Origin of the sequence: Thiocystis minor (assembly GCF_016653465.1) — a bacterium.
Lineage (GTDB): Bacteria > Pseudomonadota > Gammaproteobacteria > Chromatiales > Chromatiaceae > Chromatium > Chromatium minus.
Map to the genome: position 1 here is coordinate 22,502 of NZ_NHSQ01000032.1, position 15,624 is coordinate 38,125.

Sequence of the window (15,624 nt, forward strand, 5' to 3'; positions counted from 1 at the left end):
CCGCCATGCGCCGATCAGAGAGGCTTAAGCTGCGATCCGATGCGGGAAGATTCAAGCGCGCCAGGTCAACACGCGCAACCGCCATGATCAGGCTTCACGCCAGTCCGGGCTGGCGGTCAGCAGGGCGTCGAGTGTCTGGAGCGCGGTTTCATAGTCGAAGTCGTCGATCCGACGCTCCAGATCCACGGCGGCCGGGCCGAACGCGTGTTGCAGCAGATCGGCGTGGGCGTGCGCGACCTGGGCCGCGCGCGTGTTATTTTCGGCGCACAGATCCCTGAGATCGGACAGCACGGCGCGCACCCGATCCCGATCCGGCGAACTCTCGGCGGGCGGCGCGGGCGGTGCGAGATGACGCCGGATGCCTTCCAACAGGGCAGCGAGTTCGGTCTCCAAGGACATGATCGTCGGCTCCGGATCCGCGCTCGTCCCGCCATCCCGGAGCGCCGTCTCCAGCGCCGCGGCCAGCGCCTGAACGCCGGTCGCGCCCAGGGTGCCGGAAACGCCCTTGAGGGTATGCGCGAGACGCCGCGCGGTTTCGCGATCGCCATTGGCGAGACAGGCGCGCAGGGCGGCCATGTCGCCGCCGTGATGATCCGCGAAGGTCGTCAGCAGACGGCGATAGACGTCCACCTTACCGCGCACGCCGCGCAGACCGCTCGCGGTCTCAAGACCGGGGATGGTCGCCAGATCGGCGAGAGCCGACACTGACGGTGCCGCCAGACCGAGCGTCGCGCCGGCGGCTGGCTCGGACAGAGCAACCGGGAAGGCGCAAGATCCGGCCGGAGGCAGCCACTTCAGCAGCGCGGCGAACAGCGCGTCCGGTTCCACCGGTTTTCCGACATGATCGTTCATGCCTGCCGCCAGACATTGCTCGCGATCCTCGGCAAAGGCGTTGGCGGTCATGGCGAGAATCGGGGTCTCGCTCCGGCCCGGCAGCCGACGGATGGCGCGCGTGGCCTCCAACCCATCCATCGCCGGCATTTGCACGTCCATCAGGATCAGGTCATAGTCGATGGCGCGCGCCATCTCGACCGCCCGCGCGCCGTCATCCGCCAGATCGACCTGGAGTCCCACCGCGCGCAGCAGTTCCAGCGCCACCTCCTGGTTGATTCGATTGTCCTCGGCCAGGAGCAGCCGCGCCCCCCGGCGAGCGGAGGCCAGCGCGCGCTCGACCGCGGACGGCAGCAACGACGAACCCTTGTCCGCCGCGACGCGCGACCCGCGCGATCCGGCATTGGAGGCGTCCAGCGCCCGCATCAGCGCGTCATGCAGGGCCGATGGGGTCACGGGTTTGGCCAGACAGACGCACACCCCGGAGGCGCGCGCCGCCGCGCACCGCGCGGAATCGTCGGCATGCTTGTCGATCAGCAGCAAGGTCGGCGGCTGGACCAGCGGCAGTTCGCGCAGACGGCGCGCGATCTCCAGTCCATCCGGGTCCGGCATGTTCCCATCCAACAGCGCCAGCGCGAACGGTTCGCGCGCCGCGTCGGCCTCGGCGATCGCCCCCAGCGCGGCCAGACCGTCCTCGACCCCCGTGACCCGCGAACCGAGATGGACCAGCATCTCGCGCAGTGCCACGCGTGTTTCAGGTTGATGTTCGACCAGCAGCACGGGCCTCCCGCGCAAGCGCATGACATCGGGCCGTCGCCCGGACGGATGCGCCTTGCCGAAGCGGGCGGTCAACCAGAAGGTACTGCCCGCGCCGGGTTGGCTCTCGACGCCCACCGTCCCATCCATCATCCGAGCCAGGCGCCGGTTGATGGCAAGCCCGAGTCCGGTCCCGCCGTAGCGGCGGGTGGTCGAATTATCGGCCTGCCCGAACGCCTCGAACAACCGCGACTGATCCTCCGCGGCGATGCCGATTCCGCTATCGCGAACCTCGAACCGCAATCGCCAGTCGTCGCCCTCCTCCGCCTCGACCCAACCGCGCAGCGTCACCGTGCCGCGCTCGGTGAACTTCACCGCATTGCCCAGATAGTTGAGCAGCATTTGGGTCAGACGGGTTGGGTCGCCGCGCAGGACGGGCGCGTCGGAGAGTCGCTCGTCGAGATCCAGGACCAGTTCGAGCCCCTTGGCCCGCGTCTGATCGCTGACCAGGGCGCAGACCCGATCCAGCACCTCGTCCAGCTCGAAATCGATCCGCTCCAGGGACAGCTTGCCAGCCTCGATCTTGGAAAAATCCAGGATGTCGTTGATGATCGTGAGCAGATGGTCCGCCGCGGTCATCAGTTTGCCGAGCTTGTCGCGTTGTCCCGGATCCCGGATTTCGCGCTGCAGCAGATGGGCCAGCCCGACGATGGCGTTCATCGGAGTACGGATCTCGTGGCTCATGTTGGCCAGGAAGACACTCTTGATCTGGGTCAGATGCTCGGCCAGCGCGCGCGCATCCTCCAGGCGCCGATAGAGATCCAGGTTGTTCAGTCCCACCGCCGTGGCATCCGCCAGCGCCTGTTGCAGTCCGAGTTCCTCCGCGCCGATCCGATAGGGCCGCGCCCAATAACAGCCCAGCGCGCCCGCCGGATCGCGGCGGCCGACGGGAACCAGGCTGAGTCCCCTGACGAAACCTCCGGGAGCGACATCCGCCAACGCGCCAACGCGCCCGCCCGTTTGGGCAGAGGCGTCGCTCCGGCAGTCTTCCATCGCGATCGGCTCCGCCTGCCGGATCGTCCAGCCCGAGACGCAGTCCGCGAGCGGCAGCCGTTGGCCCTTCCACAGCGGACCGATGGCGTCCTCGTCGAGACAGGCGCAGCCATCCCCGTCGCGTAGCGCCAGGGTCGCCCCATCGGCCCCGGTCAACTGGCGCGCTGCGGCGCAGACGATGGCCGCGAGACTGGCCAGATCGCGAACGCCGGCGATACCCTCGACTGCCTCGGCCAGCCGTCGCAGCTTCTCTTCCAGGCGTTTGCGCTCGGCGATGTCCAGAAAGCTCACGACCGCGCCGACGATGTCGCCATTGCGCCGCATCGGTCGGATGGAATAGATCACCGGAATCGGCCGGCCGTCGGCGCTCCAGAACACTTCGTCGTCCACCATGACCGAGCGGCCCTCGCGCAGGGTTGCGCAGGCGGGGCAGTCCTCCGGCGGATAGGGGCGGCTGTCTGACCGCCGATTGTGGAACAGGGCGTGGCTGTTGCTGCCCAAGAGACGGTCGGCGGGATACCCCAACAGGTCGCAGGCGGCAGGGTTGACGAAGGTGATTCGGCCTTCCGTATCCAGTCCGTAGAGTCCGCCCGCGCTGGTTTCCAGAATCAGACGCAGGAATTCCTCCGATTCCCGCAGCTCGGCGGTCCGCCGCTCAACCGTTTTTTCGAGCCCGATCTTGTATTGTTCCAGCGCGAGTTGGGCGGCGTGCATCTCGCTGATATCGCGCACCGTGCAGATCATCCCGGCAAAGGCGTCGCGCTCGCTCGTCGGGATCAGCCAGCCGGCCTGCCAGCCCTCCCGGCCCACGGGCGTCATCACCCGAATCTCGTAGGGGAGCGGCTGGCGGGACTCCAGGGCCTGCCGATAGAGCGGGCGAAATTCGTGCAGGGTCTCCTCCGGGAACTCCTCAAGCACGCACCGGCCCAGGATCTCCTCGACCGCAAGACCGGAAATTCTGGCGATGCCGGCATTCGCGTAACGGATGCGGTGCCCCTCATCCGTCACGAAGATGCCATCCTGGACCTTCTCCAGAATGCTCTCGTAGAAGCCGCGTTGCGCGGCGATCCGCTCCAGAGTTTCCCGCAAGGTCCGCGCCCGATCCAGATTGTCGAGCGCATAGGAAATATCCGACGCCATCTCGTGGAGCAGGCCCATGACCTCGTCATCGAAATAGCCGGTCTCGGTCGAACCGATCTCCAGCACCCCAACGGTCCGGTCGTGCCGGCACAGGGGCAGGCAGACGATGGCCGACAAGCCCTCCTTGAAGGGCAGGCGGCGCCCACGTTCATGTTCGCCGAAGGCGTGACAGTCGTTGCACAGAATCACCGTGCCGTCACGGAAACAGTCCGCCGCGAGCGTCTGGCCTTCCGGGGCGTCGGGATCGAGCGAGAGTTCGAACCGCAGCAAAATCTCCGCGTTCTCGCCCCGGGCCGCCTGCGGAAGCAGTCGATTTCGAGCGGGATCGTGCAGCCCGATCCAGACCAGCCGAAAGCCGGCCAATTGCTGAACCAGGGCGCAGATCCGATCGAACAGTTCGCCCTCGTCGGCGATGCGGACGATCGCCTGATTGGTATCGCTCAGGGTTTGATAGAGACGCGCCAGCCGCGCCAGCCGTTCCTCGGCCCGCTTACGCTCGGTCAGATCCAGCATCGCGCCGATCATGCGCACCGGCTGCCCCTGGGCATCGCGCATGATATAGCTGCGATCGAGGACCGGGGCGTAGCCGCCATCCTGGCGACGTAAGCGGTATTCGTCCTGCCAGTGATCGCAGTCCGCGTTCTCGACCACGGCATAAAACCCCGCAGCGATACGTTGCAAGTCATCCGGGTGGACGCGCTCCAGCCACCAGTCGGCGCTGACGGGATGCTCAACCGGCTCAGTCCAGCCGAAGACCCGTGTTCCTGCCTCGTTCCAGCGTTGCGCATCCCGCTGAATGTCCCAGTCCCAGATGACATCGTTGGTCGCGCGGGTCGCCAGACGCAGCCGCTCCTCGCTCTCGCGCAGCGCGTCGACGGCGGTCTTCTGTTGCGTCACATCCTCGAAGGTGGCATAGACCTGATGGGGTCGCGGGTCGCCCGGCTGGAATTGAGGCGTCGCGTGGAGCCTGATCCAGCGGTGGTCCTTGCGCTCTGGATTGAAGACCCCCATGACGACGCCGGTGACTTCCTGTCCGGTGCGCAACGCCACCATGGCGGGGTGATCCACGCCGGGGAACTCCGAACCGTCTTCCCGCACCGCGCGCCATTGCGGATCGAGCGAAGTCCGACCCTGCATTTGGTCCAGGGTCAGCCCAAGGATGCGCTGTGCCGCCGGGTTCGCCGACAGGATGTGGCCATCGGCGGCCTGATAGACCACCCCCTGGGCCATGGTCTCGAAGAGGTTGCGATAGCGCGACTCGCTCGCGCGCAAGGACGCCTCGGCGCGGCGGGCGCGGAGCAGCGCGCCCCCCAGCACCAGCACCACGAACGCCAGGAGCAGCAGTGCCGCCAGACTTCCCCACACCAGCCCCCGATTCAGGCTGTAAAAGGAAAGCGGGAGGTTGATGACCACGCTGCCAGGAGGCAGGGCGTCCTTGCTCAGTCCAAAACGCTGGAGTTGCTCCGCGTCGAAGGCGGGAAGACCCTGACTCTGCTCCACGGGGATTTGACCGGGCTCCTCCCCCGCCAGCACCCGCAGGGCGAGCGCCGCCACTTGGGCGCCATGCTGACGGCCATCGAGCAACAGGCCGCCGACGATGCCGTGACCCAGGCGAGTCGCGTGCATCGCATAGACCGGCACCGAACTGGCCTCGCTGATCAGCCGGGTACTCTCCTCACGGCTAAAGGTCCGACCCTCGCGATCGGTGAAATAGGTGAGCAGCAGAACCACCGTCTCGGGAGGTTGTACCGCGAGTTGCCGCGCCAGTTCCGGAAAGGGGACGTCGGGAACGAAATCGAACCCTATGCGCCCCTGGAAGGCGGGCGCCAGGGACAACATTTCGCGGCGCATCGCGCGGCCAGTCGCGGTGTCGTCATGAACCATCAGGATCCGTTTGGCTCCAGGGTGCAGACGCAACAGCAGTTCGACACTGTTCGCCATGTCCACCGATTCCGCCACGCCAGTCATTCTGGCGCGGTCGTGTAACATGTCGGACTGAAAACCGTTGATCCCGCCAAAGACCACTGGGGAGCCGGGAAAGAGTTCCGTGGGATAGGCGCGCAGCAGATCCAGCGCCGGATTATCGAGCGCGATCACCAGATCGACCGGGCGATCCCGGTATTTGCGGACCAGAAACTCCTTGAGCAGGGACAGATGCTCGGGGTCGGGGAAACGCTTGGCATCGAGGTATTCGATCGCCGGCGGCCGTTCCGGGTAGACCTGCCGGAAGGCTTGCAGCAGACCGGCCAGTACGCTATCGGACCAACTGTCGCCGGGGTGGTAGGAGCCGAGGATCACCACCTCGGGCGGATGCTCCGGGGCGGCTCGCGCGATCGGGACAGGCAGAACCAGCGCGAGCATCAGGAGCGCGAGGAGCGGGCGATGCCAGCCGCGAGCCGAATCCGCCATCCTCTCGTCCGACCGACACGGCGATGCGGTCGGACCCTCATACAGCCACGTCACAAACACGTTGATCGCCACCTCAGAAAGCGGCATCCCATCCCGGTTTCGATGGATCTCCGTGGATCGCATCGGTTTCAAGCAAGCTCAACACCCGGCCCAAACAGTATACCTATCCAGGACTCCGCGCCCGGCACGCTCAGGCCGGATTGATCGACCGCAGGGCGGTGCGGATGATCTCCTCGGCGGTTCTGGCGCCATCGTCGGCGGCGCGCGCCATGCGGCTGGCGTCCGGTGGCCGATAGCCGAGCGCCTCCAGCGCGCTCACCGCGTCCGCGAGCGTCCGGTCCCGCGCGTTGCCCGGCGTCGGGGCGAGGCTGCCGGGCATCCTGACAACACCGCCGGCCACACCGTCGAGCCGGTCGCGCATCTCAATGACCAGACGCTGCGCGGTCTTCTTGCCGATGCCGGGGATGCGCGTCAGGGCATCGCTATCGTCCTGCTCGACGCATTGGGCGAAGCGCGCGGCGTCCATCCCGGAGAGGATCGCCAGCGCCATGCGCGCGCCCACCCCGGTGACCTTGAGCAGGGCGCGAAAGAGCGCGCGGTCGCGTTCGTGGAGAAAGCCGTAAAGGATCTGCGCATCCTCGCGCACCACAAAATGGGTGATCAGCGTCACCGTCTCGCCCACCGCCGGCAGATCGTAGAAGGTGGTCATGGGGGCATCGACCTCATAGCCGACCCCACCGACCTCCAGCAGCAATTGCGGAGGGCGCTTGGAGAGGATCACACCGCGGAGTTGGCCGATCATTTTTCAGTTCTCGGTTGGCAGGTTGGCAGGTTGGCAGTTGCTGAAAACTGAAAACTTCTTCGTTAAGGCCGCCAGTCGCGCCAGGAAGCGGCGGCACGCTTGCGCGCCGGAATCCCCATCGAATGCGCATGACAAAGCGCGATAGCGAGCGCGTCGGCCTCGTCCTCGCCGGGCAACTCGGTCAGCGCCAACAAAATCCGCACCATGTGCTGAACCTGCGACTTCTCGGCCCCGCCGGTCCCGACCACCGCCAGCTTGACCGATTTCGGGCTGTATTCGTGCACCGTCACCCCACCCTTGATCCCGGCGCAGAGCACCGCCCCGCGCGCCTGCCCGATCTTCAGCGCGGCGGTCGGATCGCGGGCGAAAATGAGCTGCTCGACCGCCATTTCATGCGGCTGGTGCTCGGCGACGATGGCCGCGACCCGGTCGAAGATCACACCGAGCCGATCCGGCCAGGGCTGCTCGCCGACCCGAATACAACCGCTGACGACCCGCTGACTGCGATGTCCATCGGTATCGATGACCGCGAATCCGGTCGTGCGCGAACCGGGATCGATCCCGAGGATGCGATGACGCAGGACGGCGTGAGTCGGCATCGGCGCGCTCTTGTCGTCTCTTGTGCTATTCGGGCAGCCAGTCTGGCGCCAGGATCTGGGCGTGCGGCCAGGGGCAATCTTCAGGGAAGCTGTCCAGCCCCGTCTCGGCGATCGCGGCGGTGACGGCATCCGCCCAGATTTCTTCCCACCAATCAGTCTCGCGCAGCATGGTCTTGAGGCTTGGGGTCCGTTTGAGACGGAGCGCGATCGCGTGCCGTTGGGCGCGAATCATGCGCTGCCAACTGCTGCCGCGCCGTTCGGGCTCACCCATCGAGTGCCGCCAGAATCTCGTCGGAGATATCGGCATTGTGATAGACCTCCTGCACGTCATCCAGGTCTTCCAGCATCTCGACCAGTTTCAGCAGTTTGTCGGCGGTCTCCTGATCGAGTTCGGCCAGGGTCGCGGCGTTGTAGCCGATCTCGGCAATCTCGGTATCGAATCCGGCCGCGGTCAGCGCATCCTTGACGGCGGCGAATGCCTCGGGGGTGGTGATCACGTCCAGCGAACCGTCATCGTTGGCGGTCACGTCCTCGGCGCCGGCCTCCAGCGCGGCCTCCATGACCGCGTCCTCGTCAGTGCCGGGCGGGAAGCTGATGACGCCCTGCTTGGTAAAGAGATAGCTCACCGAACCGTCCGTGCCCAGATTACCACCGCGCTTGGTGAAGGCGTGCCGGACATCGGATGCGGTCCGGTTGCGGTTGTCAGTCATGCAGTCGACCATGACCGCGACCCCGCCGGGGCCATAACCCTCGTAGCGGATCTCCTCGTAGTTCTCGCCCTCCATCCCGCCCGCGCCGCGCTTGATCGCACGTTCTACCGTGTCGCGCGGCATGTTGGCGGCAAACGCCTTGTCCATGGCTAGGCGCAGCCGGGGATTGGCGCCGGGATCGCCGCCGCTCTCGCGCGCCGCGACCGTGACCTCGCGGATCAGCTTGGTCCACATCTTGCCGCGCTGTTTATCCTGCGCGGCCTTACGGTGTTTGATGTTGGCCCATTTACTATGACCGGCCATCGCTAGATTCTCCTGACTGGAATTCGGCCTAGCGGCAAACGCTAGGCGGACAAGGCGGACGCACGACACCGCGGATGAGGCGAGGGTTGCGCGCACCGCGCGCGCGGACTGAACGGCGGGAACTCGTCGTGCGCGCCGTCCGTTACTCAACGAGGCATTCTAGCATCGGCGACCGGAGTCATGGTCAATCGAGCGCGGTGAGGAAGGATGTTTGGAACCGCAAAGACGCAAAGGACGCAAAGGCGCAAAGAACGGCAAGGGATTGCAGCTCAGACGACCGTCACCCTGTCGATGACGGTCGTCATCGAGGCAAACACGGCAATCCTTTGCGTTCTTTGCGGTGCAACTGATCTTTGCTGGTGAACGCCGCAAGCAGCGAAAACCTTCGCATGACAAAAGCTGGAGGCTGGTCGCTGGCGGCTGGCGGCTCTTTTCCCATCAGGAAATCCCATAGAGCACCGCCAACCCACGCGCGCCGGCCAGCATCCGCTGGCGCAAGGGCTCCGGCTCCAGCACCTCGACCTGATCGCCGAAACCCCGCAGCCACCAGACCAGTTGCTCGCTATCCAGCACCGTGGCGCTGACCTGGAACCAGCCCGGCGCGGTCGCGTCATCCGCGATCGTCTGATCCCCCGCGAGCGGGGTTTCATGCAGATGCGCCGCCGCCGCCTCCGTCATCCGCAGGCGTAACGCCAGGACGGGCGAACCGTCCGCGACATAGTCGAAGGCGCCGGTCTTCAGATAGGTCTCGAGCACGAACCCCTCGGGCGGCGTGGCATCCTCCTCCAGACCTTCGGCCCACGCAAACCGATGCAGGGCGAAATGACGCGGATCGCCGTAGTCCCAGAGCGTCGCCACCAGATAGACGACGCGCCGGCGAAACACCAGTCCCAAGGGATTGAAGACATACTCGGCCAGATCCCGACCGCGAGGCTGATAACGACCCCGGAAGCGTTTCCCCTCCAGAAGAGCGGTCTGTACCACCCCCATGACCGCCGCATCGAATTGTGCCGGACGCAACTCCAGCCCTTCCGGAATCACCCGCACCCGATCCTTCCAAGTCTCCCACCCCCTTGGCCCGGCCTCCCTTAGAACGCGGTCGGCGACCTCGAAATAGGGTTGCAACCGCTCCAGCAGGATCAGCGGCAACTGCGGTTGCAGCAGCTCCCGCGCCATCGCGAAGGTCAGCGCCAGCGCCGGATCGAGACCCGGCAGGTCGCGCACCGGGGCGTCACCGCGCCAGCACCAGCCCTGACCGCCCGCCCGCTGGCCGTCGTGTTCCAGCTCCGGGAACAGCTCGCCCAGATACACCAGATCCCGCTGCACCGCCCGCAGGTTGCCGCGAAACCCGCGTTGATGCAGTTGCGCGTGTAGCTGCGCGGCGCTGGTCTTGCCGGTGCGCGGCGCCGACGCGGCATCCCGCGCGGCGTGAGCGGTCGACGCCCAGTCCGGGCGGCGCGGGATCAGGCTCAGGATGGTCAGGCGGCGGAGAAAGTCGTTCATGGCGATGCCCGTGGCCAAACAACAGACGCGTCATTATATGACGCAATAAGACAGTTCAACTGTTACGTTTTACGATTTTACTCGCCACAATACACCATGTTCAGTCGCCTATAAGCAAGACCTCCCGCGGCTTGCGTCCACCGAGTGCTTCGCTGCTCAAGTTCCGAGACCCGGGCCTCCTCGTTGTCGTTGTCGTGATCGCGGTCTCGACATGGCGAATATTCGGCAACGACAACGACCTGAGACGGTCTTGGGACTTTCGCACAGTTGCACTTGCTCTTTAACAACTCGCACTGGCGTCCATGCGCTGCCTGCCCACGCCTGACCCGGACGCCAAACGTATTGACTTTGAGCAACACCGATTTCGCTTCACAGGAGCTTCCGATGCCCAGAAAACACCAAGACCTTTCCTCCCACGAACTGCTGGCCCGGATCGGCCTGACTCCGAATGAGGAGCCTTCGGGCAACCTGATCGATGACGAACCCCTGGAAGATCTCGACGGCGACCTCGGCGCGGCGCTGCGCGAGCGCTACGGCCTCCTGACGCGGCATCACGCGTTCGCCCCCGGCGATCTCGTCACCTGGAAGCCGGGCTTGAAGAACAAGCGCTACCCCCGCTATGGCCGCCCCGCGTTGGTGATCGAGACCCTGGACACTCCCGTCCATGACTGCGAGAACGACGCCGGCAGCACCTATTTCCGCGAACCGCTCGATCTGGTCCTGGGGGTGTTTATCGCGGACGGACCGCTCCGTGGCGAACTCCTGACCTGGCACTTCGACCGCCGCCGTTTTCAACCCTGGACCGAGGAGGTTTGAGCATGCTCGATCATCGCACCTTGTGGAAGCAGGATTTCAGCGCCGTGCCCACCGTCGAGCGGCGCACGGCCCGTTATGCGCTGCAACTCTTCCAGGGCGACGCGCGCTTGCGGCCGCATCTGGGGGAGCAGGAATGTCTGGGCGCGCTCTGGCAGTTGACGTTTCCGCTCCTCGATCCACGCGCGCTGGCGGCTGTGCTGCCGCTGTCGGTCGATGAGGAGCCCGCGTGGCTGCAGGACACCGATCATGACGCGGAAATCGTCCAGCTTGAATGCAAGCTCCGGCGGGCCTTGACTGGGGAAGACGGCGACGCGGAGGACGTGCCGTCCGCCGCCACACCACCGGCGGCGTTGCGTCTGCATGTGCGCGCGTTCTATCAAACGCTTCCCCGCTGGGTCGTGAAACGGTTGGCCGACGCCGATGGACACGCGCCCACCGCGACCACGCCGGCCCTCCTCGGCGCGGCACTGGGACTCGACGCCACGGCGGTGCGGATCCTGGATTTCCTCGAACACCGTGAGCAGTCCGAGCCGTTGCGCCTGCTGCTGCGGGTGGGGGGACGCTTCACGCGGAACGCCACGGCGCGCATCAATCTGAAGCGACTGGCCATGCTGCTGGATCTGGACCCCGCGGTCGTGCGCGCGGCGCTCGCCAAATCGGCCCCGCTGCGTGCGCTGGGGCTGGTGGACTATGAAGCCGGGAATGCCGACCTGGAGGATTTCATCTCGCCCACCGCCTTGCTGCGCGAGGTGATGGACGCGGCACCGGCGGCGATCGAGGCCCTGCTCGCGCTGCTGATCGAGCCGGCGCCCGCTGGCGCCTGGGGGCTGGACGCCTTCCCCCATCTGGCCGGCGACGCGGCACGCCTACGCGAGGGCCTGCGCCAGGCGGCCACGACGGGCGCGCTCGGTGTCAATGCGCTCTTCCACGGCGCGCCCGGCACCGGCAAGACCGAACTGGCCCGCGCCTTGGCGAGCGCCGCCGGGCTGACTTCCTACCAGGTGCGCAGCGACGACGAGGACGGCGATGGTCTCTCGCGCGAAGGGCGGTTATCGGCCTATCTGGTGGCGCAACGCCTGCTCGCCCAGCGGCGCGATGCGGTGCTGATCTTCGATGAGGTCGAGGATGTCTTCGACGCGGGCGACAACCTGTTCGCGCTGCTGCGAGGCGACCGCGCCACGGGCAAACAGAAGGGCTGGATGAATCGCATCCTGGAAGAGAACCCGGTGCCGGCGATCTGGATCGCGAACCGCACGCACGGCCTGGATCCGGCTTTTCTGCGCCGTTATCTGCTGCCGGTGGCCTTCGTCACCCCGCCGCGCTCGGTCAGGCGGCAAATGGCCGAGCGACATCTGGGCGACTGCGGGTTGTCACCGGCCTTGCTCGACGAGCTGGCCGCCGATCCTGCGCTGGCCCCGGCGCAGTTGGGCGCGGCCCGGCGTCTGCTGGATCCGTGTCCCGAGGCCGCGCCCGAGCCGACGGTACGCGCGGGCGTGGCGGCACTGCGCACCCTGCTGCAGGGGGCGCCGGCCCCGACGCGACGGCCCCCGGTGACGGCCTTCGATGTCGCCTTTCTGAATCTGTCCGGGGGCATCGCCCCGAGCGCCATCGCCCAGGCGCTGCACCGCGAGGGGCGCGGCAGTCTGTGTTTCTACGGCCCGCCCGGCACCGGCAAGACCGCCTTTGCCGAGGTTTTGGCCGAGGCGCTGGATCGGGAACTGGTGGCGCGGCAGGCATCGGAGCTGATCTCGCCCTATGTCGGGGAGACCGAGCAGAACCTGGCACGGCTGTTCCGCGAGTGCGATCCGACGCAGACGGTGTTGCTGCTCGATGAGGTCGATAGTTTTCTGAGCGACCGGCGGCAGGCGCAACGCACTTGGGAGCGGACCCAGGTGAATGAACTGTTGCAGCAGATGGAGCGCTACCCCGGCATCTTCATCGCCGCGACCAATCGGATGGACGGGGTCGATGCGGCGGCGTTACGACGGTTCGACTTCAAGCTGCACTTTCGGGCGCTGACGGGGCCACAGCGGGTGGCGCTGTTCGCGCGGGAGGCGTTGGGCGAGGAGACCGCCCCGGTGCCGCCAGCGCTGGCACGGCATCTCGACGGACTCCAGGGATTGACACCGGGGGATTTCGCCAACGTCTGCCGCCAGCGGATCTTGCTGGGAGAAGACTTGACGCCGGAGCAGTTTCTGCGCCGACTGGCGGCCGAGTGCCGCCTGAAGGGAGAGGAGGCGCGGATTCACTGAGAGGGCGGCATTGGAACGCTCAGGCCAGGGATGGCCGGTCACGGATCGGTAAACCCACCCATTCAATCCACGAGGAGTGATTATGTCAGGATCGAATCTGCGCGACCTCATTCAGCAAGAGATCGACGACAGCCGCCGCGATGGTCTCAGCCGCAAAACCGCGATCGTGATTCGGGCTGAAAACGCCTGGGACGGAGTGGGCATGGAATATGACTTTGTGATCGCCCAGCATGGCCCGATCGAGGAGGGTTGGACACTGGAGTCACAGTGGTTGCGATCCGTGGAGGGCCGGCGCTACGATGAGCTGCACATCGTGCTGAGCCACGGCGAGCAGCGGATCTATCACTTCGACATCACGGATTTTTACGGAAAGGTCGATCTTCCACCCGCTGCCGTCGAGCCAGAACCGATGGCGACGAAGCGCCACCCCGCGTTGGACGCTCAGGTCAAAATCGACCAAGCGGCAATTGCACGGGTGCTGCGCGACCCCGAGGCCGATGCTTTGTGGGCCGAGGCTGTCAGGCTTGGCGACGAGTATTTCGGTCGGCAGGAAGCCCGCAACGTGTTAGCCGAGGCGTTGGTGGCTGCGCGGATTTTGCGCGAGTGAGTGTCAGCGCATCTTTAACAGGGGCTTGAGCGCGATGTGATTGGGTTTCGCCTTCGATCATCTAAATATTGAGCAAGTCTCGGGGGAGCCAGGCGTCTCGTTCGCCCGCTATCGTCTTGTGATCGCAATGATTATGATCGATGCTTGGCTGTCAGCCGGATGGGGCATTCGCCGGCCTAAACGGTTTGAACCGTGCCGATCTGGCGTCAAAACGTGCGGGACGGGGTGAATACCCATACGCGCCAACATAGCCGGCAAGCCCTTGAAAATTAGTGGAGAGGCGCGATCTGTTGGGCATTTTGCCGCCATGCTCCGCGCCCCCCAGCCCGTCGATCTCACGTTTGAAGCGTTTCTGAAGGAATTGCCACCCGAGTACGCGACGATGGCGCGTGAGTTCAAGGCGTTCGCGCGCCCGCGCAAACTCAAGACGCCAGCGCACCTGCTGCAAGTCGTGATGCTGTATTGCGGGCTCGATCAGGCACTGCGAACGACGGCGGGGAGCTTCACGTTGTTGGAGGAGCGGATCACGGAGACCGCGATACGCCAGCGTTTGCGCGCGTGCGGACCGTGGCTGAAGGCGTTGCTGCACACGATGTTACCCGTCACTCAGACCCCATTGACAGGATGGCGGTTGCTGATCGTCGATGGGTCGTCGCTGCAAGGGCCAGGTGCGCAGGGAACGGACTATCGGGTTCATCTGGCACTGGATTTAACCCAGATGACCGTGCATGCGGTAGACGTGACCGGAGCGGATGGCGGGGAAACCCTGGCACGTTACCCGTGGCAGGCCGGAGACATCGTACTCGTGGACCGAGGCTACAATCAGCCGCAGGTGATTCTCGACCTGTTCGCGCGTGGCGTGGAGGTGATCGTGCGCTTGAACCCCACGGCGATGCCCTTGTTTGCCCGCTCATGGGAGGCGGACGTGTTCGATCCGGCGGCGGTGCGGTTGGATGTCTCGGCGTCTCTGCGCGCTTGCACGGACGACACGATCCGTCTCCCGGTGTGGCTGCGCGCGCCGGAGGCGAGCGGACCGGGTTGGCTGTACGCGGCGCGTCTTCCGCCCGACGTGGCGGAAGCCGCCCGGCGGCGATGCCGAACAACGGCTCAACGCAAAGGGCGAACCCCGAGTGACGCCACCCTGTTTCTGGCCGGCTGGGTCATGGTCTTCACCACGGTGGCTCCCGAGACCTTGGATGGCCCCACGGTGTTGGCGTTGTACCGCTGCCGCTGGCAAGTGGAGCTGGCGTTCAAGCGGCTCAAGTCGCTGCTTGACCTCGACACCCTGCGCACCCAGCAAAACAGTCGCTTAGGCGAGGTCTGGATCCGGGGAAAATTGCTTTATGCACTGGTCATCGAGCGACGCGCCCAGCGCCATGCCACGGGCGGCATCGACCCGCTGGATCGACCGCGTCGCTTGACCCCGTGGCGGCTGCTGGTGATCGTTCGCCAAGAGGTCGATGGCTGGATTCTCGACGCTCAACATTGGTGCGCCGAGCAATGGGACGCCTGCCTCGACGTGCTCAAGGAACGTCCGCGCCGCCGCCGCTTGCAAACCGTTCCGGCCAGGGTCATGCAGATGATGAACTCACAAGTGAGTCAACGGTGCGGTTAAGTTGGCGCTTATGGGGTGAATACCCCGTCCCGCTTGGGAGAATTCATGGCTTCTACCCATCCCATTACACACAACTTTCCGTGTCCGGCATCTCCCTGGCATATTTGATCCCGGCGGCGAAGTCCATGATGCGCTGCATGCCCAGCCAGATCGTCTTCAAACCGGGCTCGCCATCGCCCTTGCGCCCGAGAAACCCGCCGAGACGGGCGATGAGGCGCATCACCTCGT

At 65.8% G+C, this 15,624-nt stretch carries 11 protein-coding genes; 4 read left to right on the plus strand and 7 right to left on the minus strand.

Annotated elements, in window-relative coordinates:
* Positions 1-87: 87 nt before the first annotated feature.
* The 6 genes from CCR95_RS02545 to CCR95_RS02570 all read right to left on the minus strand — a co-directional run bounded on the left by CCR95_RS02545 (position 88) and on the right by CCR95_RS02570 (position 10,106).
* The gene (locus CCR95_RS02545) at positions 88-6,189 is read right to left on the minus strand and encodes a PAS domain S-box protein (RefSeq protein ID WP_201091573.1); all 6,102 of its coding nucleotides are present in this window, start codon (positions 6,187-6,189) and stop codon (positions 88-90) included.
* Between the two features lie 190 nt (positions 6,190-6,379).
* On the minus strand, positions 6,380-6,991 hold the full coding sequence (gene ruvA, locus CCR95_RS02550) for a Holliday junction branch migration protein RuvA (protein ID WP_201091574.1): 612 nt from the start codon (positions 6,989-6,991) through the stop codon (positions 6,380-6,382).
* A 62-nt stretch (positions 6,992-7,053) separates the two neighbouring features.
* Positions 7,054-7,590, minus strand: a complete 537-nt coding sequence (gene ruvC, locus CCR95_RS02555; RefSeq protein ID WP_201091576.1) for a crossover junction endodeoxyribonuclease RuvC — start codon at positions 7,588-7,590, stop codon at positions 7,054-7,056.
* 25 nt (positions 7,591-7,615) lie between these two features.
* Positions 7,616-7,861 (minus strand): DUF29 domain-containing protein, encoded by a 246-nt coding sequence (locus CCR95_RS02560; protein ID WP_242523014.1) that lies wholly within the window; start codon positions 7,859-7,861, stop codon positions 7,616-7,618.
* A complete protein-coding gene (locus CCR95_RS02565; RefSeq protein WP_201091579.1) occupies positions 7,854-8,603 on the minus strand; it encodes a YebC/PmpR family DNA-binding transcriptional regulator in 750 nt (249 codons plus the stop codon). The genes CCR95_RS02560 and CCR95_RS02565 overlap by 8 nt, the downstream gene beginning before the upstream one ends.
* Before the next feature lie 438 nt (positions 8,604-9,041).
* Complete coding sequence (locus CCR95_RS02570) at positions 9,042-10,106, minus strand: helix-turn-helix transcriptional regulator (protein ID WP_201091580.1); 1,065 nt, start codon at positions 10,104-10,106, stop codon at positions 9,042-9,044.
* Positions 10,107-10,490: 384 nt separating this feature from the next.
* Between CCR95_RS02570 and CCR95_RS02575 the strand changes: the two genes are divergently transcribed.
* From CCR95_RS02575 to CCR95_RS02590, 4 genes are all read left to right on the plus strand, one after another.
* Positions 10,491-10,922 (plus strand): hypothetical protein, encoded by a 432-nt coding sequence (locus CCR95_RS02575; protein WP_201091581.1) that lies wholly within the window; start codon positions 10,491-10,493, stop codon positions 10,920-10,922.
* A 2-nt stretch (positions 10,923-10,924) separates the two neighbouring features.
* Entirely contained in the window at positions 10,925-13,174 is a 2,250-nt protein-coding gene (locus CCR95_RS02580; protein WP_201091582.1) for an AAA family ATPase, read from the plus strand.
* An 82-nt stretch (positions 13,175-13,256) separates the two neighbouring features.
* Positions 13,257-13,781, plus strand: coding sequence for a hypothetical protein (locus CCR95_RS02585; protein WP_201091583.1), 525 nt, complete (start codon positions 13,257-13,259; stop codon positions 13,779-13,781).
* A 307-nt stretch (positions 13,782-14,088) separates the two neighbouring features.
* Positions 14,089-15,396, plus strand: coding sequence for a transposase (locus tag CCR95_RS02590; protein WP_201091584.1), 1,308 nt, complete (start codon positions 14,089-14,091; stop codon positions 15,394-15,396).
* 64 nt (positions 15,397-15,460) lie between these two features.
* Here CCR95_RS02590 and CCR95_RS02595 read toward each other — a convergent pair.
* The coding region (locus tag CCR95_RS02595) for an IS4 family transposase (protein WP_276570215.1) at positions 15,461-15,624 on the minus strand (164 nt) is incomplete at its 5' end.